Raw genomic sequence first — 12,194 nt, 5'->3', positions numbered from 1 at the left:
GAGTCACATGACGTCGGATCCGGGACCGGAATCCGACATCGAGTGACCCCGCGTTCCGGGCCAGGGCTCGTGGCTCAGTTCCGGCCAGCGTTCGGAGTATTCGCGCACTTTCCGTTCGTACACGGACCGGGGCGCCATGAGGGGATTCGGGACCATCCGCAGGCCCACCGTGTCGGCGAGGCCGTACGGGGCGAAGACCTCGTAACGGCCGTTCCGCACCGTGACGCCCACGCTGCAGGTGACCGATGCGAAGCCCCTGATCCCGTCCCCCGCGGAGCGGAACGGGAGGATGCTCTTGCCGAACTTCTGTTCGTACCAGAGGTGGACACGGGCCTGATTGCGGGTCTCGACCGTCTCCCCGAGGCCGGCGAGGAGTCGGTCCGCAGTGCGGATGACCCGGTCTTCGGCCTCCCAGGACAGGTCCGTGTCGTCGAAGTAGAAGACGTCATAGTCCTTGATGCCGTGCCCCGGATTCCGTCCGGTGCGGGCATTCCAGACATTCTGGAAGACGGCTCCCGCGGTGAGGTACCAGTCGTCCAGGCCCAGTCCGGGCAGTCGCTCCAGGAGCCCGCGGCACACCGGGTCGTCCAGGACGGCCGACAGGACGAAGTCTTCGAGTGAATCGCTCACGCCTCGACTGTAGGCCTCGCCCGTGCCTTTTCTGCCCGAACTCGACGGAAGGTCAGCGGCTCAGCGTCAGGCGAACGCGGCTTCGCTGAGCTTCCCGTCGCGCATGTGGGCCTCGCGGTCGCAGAGCTCGACGAACTCCAGATCGTGCGTGACCATGACCGTCGCGGTGCCGAACTCGTGCGTGATCCGGGCCAGCAGCTCGACCACGGCGCGGCTGCGCTCCTCGTCCAGCGCCGCCGTCGGCTCGTCCACCAGAAGCACGCTCGGCTCGCCCATGAGCGCCCGGGCGATGTTCACCCGCTGCCGCTGCCCGCCGGACAGCTGATGCGGACGTTTGTCCTCCTGCCCTTCCAGCCCGACGGCGGCGAGCAGCCGACGTGCCCGGGCCTCCGCCGACGCGCGGGCCGTCTTTCCGCCGAAGCCGCGGACATGCTGCGTCACGAGCAGCTGTTCGACGGCGGTCAGCGACGGCAGCAGATTCGGCTGCTGGAAGATGATGCCCACCTTCTCGCGCCGCAGAGCCGCTTGCTCCTTCCGGCCCAGCGCCTGGACTTCGCGGCCGTCCACCAGGATCCGACCGGCCGTCGGCTTCACAAGCGTGGCGGCGACGGCCAGGAGGGTGGACTTCCCGGAGCCGGACGGGCCGGTCAGGGCGAGGAATTCCCCCTGGTGCACGGTGAGCGACGCCCGGTCCAGGGCGGTGATGGTCCCGGCGCCGTCCGGGTAGTCGACGGTGACGGATTCGAGCTGCAGTGCGGGCGTGTTCATGAGATTCTCCTGGTGATGACGACGGGGGTGGGGGCCGGCTCAGCTGCCGCCGAGCGCGAGCAGCGGGTCCACGCGGGTGACCTTGCGGACCGCCAGCGCGGAACCTGCGAGGCCCAGCAGCACGATGCCCACCACGGGACCGGCGATGGTCAGCGGCCCCAGGACGAACGGCGCGGCCTGTCCGGCGAACCAGCCGCCCAGCCCGCCGATCACGGCGCCCAGGACGGTGCCGCTCAGCAGCACGATCAGGGCCTGCGCCAGGGCGTCCTTGAAGACGTAGCCCTGCGTCGCGCCCAGGGCCTTGAGGACGGCGATGTCCCGGGTGCGCTGCACAGTCCAGATGCTCAGGAACGCGCCGACCACCAGGGCCGAGATGCCGTAGAGGAACCCCTGGATGAGGAGCAGCGAGCCGTTCTCGCTCTTGAAGGACTCGAGCGCCTGGAAGCTCGCGGTGCGCTCCGCGCTGACGGTGCCGTTCCGGCTGTCCGCACGGTCCGCGGCGCCGGCGTCCGCGCCGGGCGCCACCAGGACGGTCGCCTCGCGGCCCCGGTTCATCTGCTGCCAGTCGCCCAGGCCCACCCAGGCCACGGCGAGGTGCGAGTACCACTGGTCCGGGACGACGGCCTTCACCGTGAGGTCTGTGCCGTTGCTGTTCAGGACGCCGCCGTCGCGACAGGTTCAGCGCCGAGGCGAGGGACTCGCTGAGCACGATCTCGCCCTTGCCGGGCGTCACGGGCGCCAGTGCCGTGCCGTCCACACCGTCTGATCCGAAGAACGCCGCGTTGGTGGTGCGACCGCCGTCGGGGGTGGACGCCGCCGTGCCGGTGCGCAGCTTGCCCTGCGAGATGCCGAGTGGGACGGCCGTGACACCGGCGTCACGCGACCAGGCCGCGGCCTGCTCCGGGGTGACCTCGGAATCCGCGTAGCTCGCCTTCGCCGCGGTGCCCTGTGGCGCCCCGAAGACCACGCGGCCGGCGGGCAGGGCTCCGATCGCGGACGTGGACTGGTGCGCCAGGCCGGCGGTGAGGCCGGAGAGCATGACGAGCAGGACGGTGATGAGTGCGACCACTCCGCCCATGAGGGCGAAACGGCCCTTGCTGAAGCGGAGGTCGCGGAGCGCGAGGAACATGGTGGGGTCTCCTGGAATGCCGGGGTTTCTGGCGTATCTCCAGCCTCCCGCGGAGCGTGCGCGCGCACATCGGCGGGGTGGTTGAACCGGGCGCTCGCTGTGGTTGAGCGCCGAATCAACCGAATGGTTGATGGGGCGGGGCGGCGTCCGGAGGGATTCCTGTCGGCGCCCGCCGTTAGGGTGGTGGCATGGGAATCGGGCCCGGACCTCACGGCCACTCCGTCGCCGGTGGCGGCGTGGGTGAGAGTGCCCTGGACGCTGCCCGGAACCCGGCCCAGGGGACCCAGGTCATCCTGCGGATTCTGCGGGTGAGCCTGCATCTCGGATTCGCCGCGCTCCTGCTGCTGGGCGTGGTCCGCTACTCCCTGACGCTGGGGTCTTTGGAGCTCGGGTCGGGCGGTCCGGCTCCTGCCTGGAGTCCCGCGGTGGTCTACCCGGTGGCGGCGTTGCTCGCGGCGGTCTATCTGGGGGGCACCGCCGCCGAAAAACGCCACGCCCTCGGCGCCAGCCGCCTCGATCCCGCGCCGTACGCCCGGGGGTGGCTCGCCGTCGTCGTGGTGCTGTGGCTGGTCCTGCTGGTGTTCTCGGCCGATTTCGCGTGGCTCGCGTTCCCGCTCTTCTTCCTGGAACTGCACGTGCTGCCGCGCGGGGTGGGTCTGCTGGCGGTCGTGTGCACGACGGCGGCGCTGGTGGTGGCGCTGTTCCTGCACGCCGCGCCGGGCTCGCCGAACGGCGCGCTCGTGATCGGTCCGGGCTTCGGCGCCGCGTTCGCCGTGGTGACGGCGCTCAGTTATCAGGCCCTGTACCGGGAGGCGGAGGAGCAGCGGCGCGTCGCGGCAGCCCTGCGTGCGGCCCGCTCGGAGCTGGCCGCGAGTCAGCGTGAGGCCGGAGTGCTGTCCGAACGGGCGCGCCTGGCCCGCGAAATCCACGACACCCTGGCGCAGGGCCTCTCCTCGATCGTGCTCATGAGCCGTGCGGCCGGACGATCCCTGGAAGCCGAGGATCTCGGCACGGCCCGGGAACGACTGGCCGTGGTGGAGGAGACGGCGTCGTCGGCCTTGGAGCAGGCGCGCGAGTTCGTGCGCTCGCCCGGCGCCTCCGCGGGCGCCGCGCTGCCCGAGCTGCTCGCCTCGCTCTGCGCCGACACCGAACGGCAGGCCCGTGCCGCCGGGAGCGGTTTGTCCGTGACGTTCCGGCTCAGCGGAGAGCCGCGGGACGTCCCCGTGGAGCTGTCACAGGCGTTGCTCCGCGCCTCGCAGGCGTCGCTCGCGAACGTCCTCCGCCATGCCCGGGCGGATCACGCGGTGCTCACGCTCGGCTTCCTGGAGCAGGAACTGACGCTGGATGTGTTCGACGACGGCGTCGGCTTCCGCCCCGAGGCCCCTGCGGTGGGGGAGGGAGTGGGGCTCGGTCTGCTGAGGTCCCGCGTCGAGGCGCTGGGCGGGAGCCTGGTGCTGGAGTCGACCCCCGGCGAGGGGACCGTGGTGGCGATCAGGGTCCCCGAGGGGGCCGCGCCCGGCGGTTCCCCCAGTGGCCTGGATGAGCAGGTTGACCACGCCCCGACTGACACGGAGGAACGGCCATGATCAGGGTTCTGCTGGTGGATGACCACCCGGTGGTGAGAGCCGGTCTGAAGGCGATGCTGGAGGACCCCGCAGTGCCGTCCGAGGGTCCTGCATCCGATGACACCCAGGGCATCCGCGTGGTGGCCGAAGCGTCGGACGGCGCCGCGGCGTTGGCGGAGCTCCGGCGCCGCCAGATTCTCGGGGAGGACATCGACCTGGTCCTCATGGATCTCCAGATGGGCGATGGCATGGACGGGGCCACGGCCACCCGGAAAATCCGCCAGGGAGAGGGAGGGGTCCGCCCGGTTCCGGTGCTGGTCCTGACCACATACGACAGCGACTCGGACATCCTCAGCGCCCTCGAGGCCGGGGCCAGTGGCTACATGCTCAAGGACGCCGAGTCCGAGCGGATCCGGTCCGCTGTGCGCGCCGCCGCCGCGGGGGAGACGGCCCTCGCCCCGGAGGTCGCCGCCCGGCTGGTGGGCCGCTTGAGGAATCCGGTCCCGCAGCTCTCGGCCCGGGAGGTCGAGATCCTCGAACTGCTGGCCACCGGGCTGTCCAACCGGGCGCTGGCCAGGGCGCTCTTCATTTCGGAGGCGACCGTCAAGACGCACCTGGTGCACATCTACGCCAAACTCGGCGTGGACAACAGGACCGCCGCCATCACGACGGCGGTCCAGCAGAAGATCATCCGGGTCCCGGACGCCTGAGTCAGCCCGCGGCGACCACCGAGGATTCCTCCTCCTCGCGGGAGACGGGCAGGGTGTCGTCCGCGAGCTGCCGCTTCTTGACGGTCGCCAGGTGGCTGAGCAGCACCAGGGTGACGCCACCGAGTGCCCACAGGGCCAGCTTGAGTCCGTCCATGCCGAAGTCGGCGCCCGGGAAGTAGGTCAGATCGCGGACTGCGTTGAGCCAGGCCGCGCCGTTCCAGAAGGTGTTGAGGCCGGCGAAGAAGGCCGGCGACAGCGACGCCGGGTACACCCCGCCGCTGCTGGTGAAGTTGAGCATCACGAACAGCAGCGTCAGGGCCGGGGTGGTCCACTTGCCGAGGATCGGGTGCAGCCCCAGACCGATCGTGATGATGCCGAACGAGTACAGCGAGCCGAGCAGCCAGATGTTCCATTCGTAGCCGTTGAGCACCTGGTACACCGGGCCGGCCACGAGGGTCGCGATGCCGGCCACCACCAGGGCGGTGCCCGCGCCGATCAGCAGGCGGATGCCCACCCGGAGCTTCGCGGTCGCGGCGGCGATCGCCACCACGCTGGCGTAGGAGCCCACGCTCAGGGCCACGAGCATGAAGAACACGGACTGGCCGGCGGTGTCATTGGGGCCGCCCGGGCGGACGTCCTCGACGGCGACCGGCAGGTGCTGCTTGTACGCCAGCGGCAGGAAGACCTTCTGGGCCGCGCCGGCGGCCGCTTCGGAAGCGGCGCCGGAGACCAGGATGGTCGCGTGATCCCTGCTCGGGACGTAGGCTGCGGAGATCTTCTGGTCGGTGATCTGCTGGCGCGCCTGATCGGCGGTGGCCACGGTCGTGACCTGGAGCTTGCCGTCCGAACCGTCGTTCAGCGACTGGGCGAACACCTTCGTCTCGGGGCCCTGGCCTACCACGGCCACCGGGAAGTGGTGCGGATCCGGGGAGTGGAAGGCACCGAGGTAGGCGAAGGCCATGCCGGCGCCCATGACGAGGGGGATGAGCAGATGCAGGGCGATGTGGCCCCAGGTCTTGCCGTCGGGCCAGAGGCGCGGGCGTGCCGAGGGCAGCGTTTTCACAAGGGGGAGGCGATGCGTGGACATGGGTTCCTGTCGGAGAAAAGTCAGCAAGGGGGAGGTGTTCCGCGAAGGGAAGATTAGGCTCGCTAACTACTTTAGGCCCAATTGTTGCATTACGCAACTATTGGAGCGGTGGGCGGCCCGCGACAGGAGACGGGCGACAGGCGGCCATGCTCCCGGCGGGCCGTGGACGCGTCCGTCAGTCGACAGCCGGAGCGGCGCGGCCCGCCGGGCCGCGCCGCTCCGGAGCGTCTGACGTCAGTGCCGCGTGGTCAGTACTTCGTGTACTGGACGCGGTCGTAGGTCGCCGTGCGCTGTCCGGAGTACTGGAAGGAGCCGAGCCACGAGTCGACACCTGTCCCCGGCCAGAAGTTCGTGATGATGCGCTGAGGATGAGTCGGCAATGGGCCGCGTGAACCGGTCTCCTGGTGGACGAGGCGCCCGTCGACGAACCAGTTGATGGAACCGCCCGGCCACCATTCGAAGGCGTAGTCGTGATAGCCGGCCGACGCGTCGAATCCCAGGTTGATCAGGGTCTCGTGTCCGCCGACCCCGTTGGTGAAGTAATTGGTCTGCATCTGCCACGTGTTCTTGCCGAGGATCTCGACGTCGATCTCGTCCCACGGCTGGCCGTCACTCGCCCCCGTGTAGGTGAAGAACGAGGTGACGGTGCCTGCGCCGGCGCTCGCCTTCAGGCGGGCACTGTAGCGGCCGTAGGAGAAGAGATCGTTGGTCCGGTACTCGCCCGACGCGTACGGCTTGCCCGAGCAGCCGGAGGGGCAGGTGGCGGTGTCCAGGTTCAGCCCCATCACGCCGCCGTTGAACCAGACGTGGTCGGCGCGCCATCCTGCGTTGAACATGCCGCCGTTCGACCAGCCGTCCGCCTTGCTCCATCGGGAGGTGTCGTAAGAGGTGAAATCGTCGGAGAAGCTTCCGCCGGTCGCCGCCGACGCGGGTCCCGCGCCCAGTGGCGATGCGGCGAGCAGGAGAAGTGCCACCGCGGCCATGCGGAGGAGCCGGTGAACGACGCGCGGCGAAAACTTCCGCTTGAGACGGGCGGTTGAGTGGCGTGCGGTGGAGTGCCGCGGAGTTGAGTGCCTGAGGGTTGAGCGCATGGGAGCTGAGCCTCCATCGAGATCGAGTTTTCAACGGCGAAATGAGAGCGCTCCCATCATCAACCTTCACGCACCGGGCGCGCCCTGTCAAGGGGTCGGGGAGCGGCCGCGCGCTGGGCTCCGACCCTTGACGGAGGAGTTGCCGGTCGGGCAGGGTTGATCCAATTTGGGAGCGCTCCCAAACGCTCGCCGCGGCGAGTTTTCCCTCACGAAGGAGTGACATGAGCTTCAGAAAAATGCGAGCGTCGGCGGTTCTGGCGTCCGCGCTCTTGCTCGGAACGGGGTCCGCTCTGCCGGCCCAGGCCACGGCCCCGGCCGCGGTCGACGATCCGGGTGGCGGCTCCGGGATCGGCGGTTCGGCGCTGTTCGCAGACCCGCTGAGCACGACCCTCGCCGCCGCGCAGGGACTCCGCGGTCAGGCGCGCTCCGACGCGCAACTGCTGGCCAGTATTCCGTCAGCGACCTGGCTGGCGGGCGGCACTCCCCAGGAGGCGCGGGCCAAGGCCGATCGCGTGGTCACGGCCGCCGCGAAGTCCGGCACGGTCCCGGTGCTCGTCGCCTACAACCTGCCCTTCCGGGACTGCGCGCTGTACTCGGCCGGTGGCGCCGTGGACACCAAGGCCTACAACGCATGGATCGACGGCGTCGCCGCAGGAATCGGCAACCGCCGGGCGATCGTTCTCATCGAGCCGGACGGGCTCGGGGTGATCCCGTTCCACACGACGCTCGACGGCGTGCTCGATTCCTGCCGGCCCGAGGGCGCCGATCCCGCGCGTGCCTCGGACGCGCGGTTCGAGCAGCTGAACCACGCCGTCGACGTCCTGAGCGCGCTGCCTTCCGCGGCCACGTATCTCGATGGCACCAACGCCGCGTGGCTGAACGTCGGGGAGATCTCCTCGCGTCTCGTCCGGGCCGGCGTGGGCCGCACCACGGGGTTCTTCCTCAACGTGTCGAACTATCTGCACACGAAGAACTCGAACGCCTATGGCACGTGGGTCTCGTCCTGCATCGCCTATGCCACCCAGGTCGCGCAGGGCAAGTTCAAGGACTGCGGGGACCAATTCTGGAATGGCGGCCCTGCCAACGAGTGGCACGGCGTCGCGATGTCGCAGTACGGCGAGTGGAGTGCGGGAGCCGCGGACCCGGCCCTCAACACGGCGGGGGTCGACTCGCGGTACGCCGCCCAGCTGGGCGGCGTCAAGCCGACCGCACGCTTCATCGTCGACACCAGCCGCAACGGCATCGGCCCCTGGCAGTACCCGGCCGGCGTGTATCCGCAGCACGAGGACTGGTGCAATCCTCCCGGGCGTGGCGCGGGTCAGAGGCCGACCACCAGCACGGGCGTCGATCTCGCGGACGCATACCTCTGGGTCAAGGTTCCGGGCGAGTCCGACGGCCAGTGCTATCGCGGCACGGCAGGGCCTCTCGATCCGGCGCGGGGAATTCAGGATCCGCCGGCAGGGCAGTGGTTCCCCGAGCAGGCGCGTGAACTCGTGGCGAACGCGGTGCCCGCCCTGGCGCCGCTCACCTGTGAGGTGACGGTGACGTCGAGCGGGCATGGCGCTTCGTTCTCGCAGGCCCTGCGCATCCGAAATCTCGGGTCGGAGCCTGCCGCGCCCTGGGTGCTGAGCTGGACCTTCGGCGGCGACCAGAAGGTCAAGGCCGTTCCTGGCGCGACGTTCGCGCAGTGGGGCGCCGAGGTGTCGGTCAGTGCGCGCGGCCGGGCCACGTCCCTGGCGCCCGGGGCTGAAACTTCCCTCGTCGTGCGGGGCGTCGGAGCGGCCGAGGCGCCGTGGCAGTTCCGCCTCAACGGCGCAGCCTGCGCGACCCGTTAGCCGGCTCGGGTCCGCGGAGGGGGATTTCCCGCCCGGATCTGAGAGTCGATGAAATCCATTGACACGCGTGGGAGCGCTCTCATACACTCAAATTCCTTTTGAGAGCGCTCCCATGCTCCACCTCGCACCACATGAACCCTGCATCATCACCACGCACACAAAGGAGTGCCCGTGAAACTCACAGCACGCAGATTCGTCATCCCCGCCGCGGCGGCCGTCGCCGCCGCATCCCTGGTTCTGACCGGCTGTTCCAGCGGCAACACCCAGGCCGACCCGAATGCCCCCGTCACGCTCACGGTCGCGACCTTCAACGATTTCGGGTACACCGATGCGCTGCTGAAGGAGTACACGGCTTCCCACCCCAACGTGAAGATCGTGCACAACCGGGCCGCCACCAGTAATGAGGCTCGCGAGAACTACTTCCAGAAGATCGGCAAGGCCGGCCTGGCCGACGTCGAAGCCATCGAGGTCGATTGGCTCCCCGAAGTCATGAAGTACTCCGATCTGCTCGCACCGGTCGACGCGAAGCTCAAGGACCGCTGGCTCGACTGGAAGTCCGCAGCCGCCACGGACAAAGACGGAAACCTCATCGGCTACGGCACCGACATCGGGCCGGAAGGTGTCTGCTACCGCAGCGATCTGTTCGCCGCAGCCGGCCTCCCGACCGACCGCGAAGCCGTGGCGAAGCTTCTCCAGGGCGACTGGGACCACTACTTCGAGGTGGGTGCGAAGTACACCGCCGCGACGGGCAAGCCGTTCTTCGACTCGGCCGGCGGGACCTACCAGGGCATCGTGAACCAGATTGAAGCCGCGTACGAGGACCCCAAGAGTGGTGAGGTCATCGCGACGACGAACGCCCAGGTCAAGACGGCCTATGACAAGGTCCTGAAGGCCAGCAAGACGCAGTCCGCACACCTCAGCCAGTGGTCGCCGGACTGGATGAAGGGCCTGTCGAACGGCTCCTTCGCCACGATGCTCTGCCCCGGATGGATGCTGGGCGTCATCTCGGGCAACGCCAAGGGCGTCAAGGGTTGGGACATCGCCAATGTGTTCCCCAACGGGGGCGGCAACTGGGGCGGCTCCTACCTGACGGTGCCGAAGAACGGGAAGAACGTCAAAGCCGCCCAGGAGCTTGCGGACTGGCTGACGGACCCTGCCCAGCAGATCAAGGCGTTCTCCAACGCCGGAACCTTCCCGAGCCAGCAGAAGGGGCTCGCTGACAAGACGCTGCTCGGGGCGACCGACAAGTACTTCAACAATGCGCCTGTCGGCAAGATCCTGTCGGAGCGCGCGAAGGCCGTGACGGTGGCGCCGTTCAAGGGACAGCGCTACTTCCCGATCAACGACGCGATGCAGAAGGCCCTGACCCGCGTCGAGGAACGAACCCAGGACGCGGAGACCTCCTGGAAGCAGTGGACCGACGAAGTCACGGCACTGAAGTAACGCCGCTGCGGGGCCGCCTTCCGTACACCAGGGCGGCCCCGCCCGTTTCCCGCCTTCCTGCCCGGACAACCCTCTAGGACCTGTCATGACCACTGCCACGCCGCGGCGTTTCGGCTTCGGGGCGCGCCTTTCGCGCTGGGACCTGAAGTTCTCGCCCTACCTCTATATTTCGCCGTTCTTCCTGCTGTTCCTCGTCGTGGGTCTCTTCCCCATCGCCTATACGGCGGTCATCTCGTTCATGGACTGGGACCAGGTCCGCGGCACGGGCACCTGGATCGGCTTCGACCAGTACGCCTACGTGCTGGGGCAGCCGAAGTTCTGGATCGCCCTCCGCAACACGTTCAGCATCTTCCTGCTCTCCAGCGTTCCTCAGATGGTGTTCGCGGTGTTCCTCGCCGCGCTCCTGGACCAGAACCTGCGGGCGAAGACCTTCTGGCGCATGGGAGTGCTGTTGCCGTACGTCGTCGCGCCCGTCGCCGTCGCACTCATCTTCTCGAATCTGTTCGGTGACCGGTACGGCCTCGTCAACACCGCGCTTCAGGGAATCGGCCTGGAGCCGATCCCGTGGCACACCAACGCTTTCGCCAGTCACATCGCGATCGCCACGATGGTGAACTTCCGCTGGACGGGCTACAACACGCTGATCCTGCTGGCCGCGATGCAGGCGATCCCCCGCGACTACTACGAGGCCGCGACGGTGGACGGCGCGGGCCGGTTCCGCCAGTTCTTCGCCATCACGCTGCCGAGCCTGCGCCCGACGCTCATCTTCGTCGTCATCACCTCCACCATCGGCGGCCTGCAGATCTTCGACGAGCCGCGGATGTATGACCAGTACGGGACCGGAGGGTCCAACAGCCAGTGGCTGACCATCTCCCTGTACCTCTACAACATCGGCTGGGGCGAATGGAACTTCGGACGTGCGGCCGCCCTGGCCTGGCTCCTGTTCCTCATCGTGCTCGTCATCGGGGCGATCAACATGCTCATCACCCGCGCCCTGGTGCGCACGGACGGAGACCAGCGATGACCACCGCAACACGCGCCGCCGCCCGCGACCGCAGCACGACGACGGCGCTCACCTCGCCCGCCTCACAGCGCCCCAAACGCGTCCGCGGCACCCGCCCCGGATGGTTCGTGTACGGGTGTCTCGGTCTCGTGCTGGCCGGGAGCGTCTTCCCGTTCTACTGGTCGTTCCTGATCGGTTCGGGGGACGCCTACACGCTCCGCGACCCTCACATGTCCTGGATCCCCGGCGGCAATTTCATCTCCAACGCCCTGACCGTGGTCAATGACCCCGCCCTGAATTTCTGGAAGGCCCTGTGGAATTCGGTCTTCACCTCGGCGCTGATCGCGCTCTCCGTGGTGTTCTTCTCCACGCTCGCCGGCTGGGCGTTCGCCAAGCTCCGCTTCCGTGGGCGTGGGTGGCTGCTCGCGTTCGTCGTCGGGACCATGGCGGTGCCGACTCAGTTGGGTGTCGTCCCGCTGTATGTGCTCTTCAACGATCTCGGCTGGACGGGGAAGACGGGCGCCATCATCGTCCCCGCGCTGGTGAGCGCCTTCGGGGTGTTCTGGATGACCCAGTACTTGCAGCAGGCGGTGCCCGATGAACTGATCGAAGCGGCCCGGATGGACGGGGCCAGCTCCTTCCGCACCTTCTGGACCATCGGCCTGCCGGCCGCCCGGCCCGCTGCCTCGATGCTCGGGCTCTTCACCTTCGTCTCGGCCTGGAACAACTTCTTCTGGCCGTTCATCGTGCTCGACCGGCAGGACCCGACCCTTCCGGTGGCCCTGTCGCTGCTCCAGTCCAACCATTTCGTCGACTACTCGATCGTGCTCGCAGGTGTGCTGCTGTCGACCATCCCCTTGCTGATCCTGTTCGCCGGAGCAGGAAAGCAATTGGTCAGCGGCATCATGCAGGGTGCGGTGAAAGGATGACCCG

The 12,194-nt window shown here is 68.6% G+C and carries 11 protein-coding genes; 6 read left to right on the top strand and 5 right to left on the bottom strand.

Going from position 1 to position 12,194, the window contains the following annotated elements:
* Nucleotides 1–3: 3 nt before the first annotated feature.
* The 3 genes from QFZ52_RS14045 to QFZ52_RS14035 all read right to left on the bottom strand — a co-directional run bounded on the left by QFZ52_RS14045 (nt 4) and on the right by QFZ52_RS14035 (nt 2,028).
* Complete coding sequence (locus QFZ52_RS14045) at nt 4–630, bottom strand: nucleotidyltransferase family protein (protein ID WP_307498217.1); 627 nt, start codon at nt 628–630, stop codon at nt 4–6.
* A 66-nt stretch (nt 631–696) separates the two neighbouring features.
* Nucleotides 697–1,398: an ABC transporter ATP-binding protein gene (locus QFZ52_RS14040; RefSeq protein ID WP_307498216.1), complete on the bottom strand. Its 702-nt coding sequence runs from the start codon at nt 1,396–1,398 to the stop codon at nt 697–699.
* A 39-nt stretch (nt 1,399–1,437) separates the two neighbouring features.
* Nucleotides 1,438–2,028, bottom strand: coding sequence for an ABC transporter permease (locus QFZ52_RS14035; protein ID WP_307498215.1), 591 nt, complete (start codon nt 2,026–2,028; stop codon nt 1,438–1,440).
* Nucleotides 2,029–2,715: 687 nt separating this feature from the next.
* Between QFZ52_RS14035 and QFZ52_RS14030 the strand changes: the two genes are divergently transcribed.
* Nucleotides 2,716–4,113 carry a sensor histidine kinase gene (locus QFZ52_RS14030; RefSeq protein ID WP_307498214.1) on the top strand — a complete coding sequence of 466 codons (1,398 nt, stop codon included), beginning with the start codon at nt 2,716–2,718 and terminating at the stop codon, nt 4,111–4,113.
* Complete coding sequence (locus QFZ52_RS14025) at nt 4,110–4,802, top strand: response regulator (protein ID WP_307498213.1); 693 nt, start codon at nt 4,110–4,112, stop codon at nt 4,800–4,802. The genes QFZ52_RS14030 and QFZ52_RS14025 overlap by 4 nt, the downstream gene beginning before the upstream one ends.
* Nucleotide 4,803: 1 nt before the next feature.
* On the opposite strand, the gene QFZ52_RS14020 is transcribed toward QFZ52_RS14025, so the two are convergent.
* Both QFZ52_RS14020 and bglS read right to left on the bottom strand, forming a co-directional pair.
* Nucleotides 4,804–5,889: a hypothetical protein gene (locus QFZ52_RS14020; protein ID WP_307498212.1), complete on the bottom strand. Its 1,086-nt coding sequence runs from the start codon at nt 5,887–5,889 to the stop codon at nt 4,804–4,806.
* Between the two features lie 248 nt (nt 5,890–6,137).
* Nucleotides 6,138–6,872, bottom strand: a complete 735-nt coding sequence (bglS, locus tag QFZ52_RS14015; protein WP_307498211.1) for a beta-glucanase — start codon at nt 6,870–6,872, stop codon at nt 6,138–6,140.
* 329 nt (nt 6,873–7,201) lie between these two features.
* Here bglS and QFZ52_RS14010 point away from each other — a divergent pair, with 329 nt between their 5' ends.
* The 4 genes from QFZ52_RS14010 to QFZ52_RS13995 all read left to right on the top strand — a co-directional run bounded on the left by QFZ52_RS14010 (nt 7,202) and on the right by QFZ52_RS13995 (nt 12,190).
* Entirely contained in the window at nt 7,202–8,815 is a 1,614-nt protein-coding gene (locus tag QFZ52_RS14010; RefSeq protein ID WP_307498210.1) for a glycoside hydrolase family 6 protein, read from the top strand.
* A gap of 171 nt (nt 8,816–8,986) precedes the next feature.
* On the top strand, nt 8,987–10,258 hold the full coding sequence (locus tag QFZ52_RS14005; protein ID WP_307498209.1) for an ABC transporter substrate-binding protein: 1,272 nt from the start codon (nt 8,987–8,989) through the stop codon (nt 10,256–10,258).
* A gap of 85 nt (nt 10,259–10,343) precedes the next feature.
* Entirely contained in the window at nt 10,344–11,282 is a 939-nt protein-coding gene (locus tag QFZ52_RS14000; protein WP_307498208.1) for a carbohydrate ABC transporter permease, read from the top strand.
* The gene (locus QFZ52_RS13995) at nt 11,279–12,190 is read left to right on the top strand and encodes a carbohydrate ABC transporter permease (RefSeq protein ID WP_307498206.1); all 912 of its coding nucleotides are present in this window, start codon (nt 11,279–11,281) and stop codon (nt 12,188–12,190) included. Before QFZ52_RS14000 ends, QFZ52_RS13995 begins: the two co-directional genes overlap by 4 nt.
* The last annotated feature ends 4 nt before the right edge of the window (nt 12,191–12,194 follow it).

Origin of the sequence: Arthrobacter woluwensis, assembly GCF_030816155.1 — a bacterium.
Lineage (GTDB): Bacteria > Actinomycetota > Actinomycetes > Actinomycetales > Micrococcaceae > Arthrobacter_E > Arthrobacter_E woluwensis_A.
Note: the sequence above shows the minus strand (reverse complement) of the source record. Positions and strands in the feature narration are given on the sequence as shown.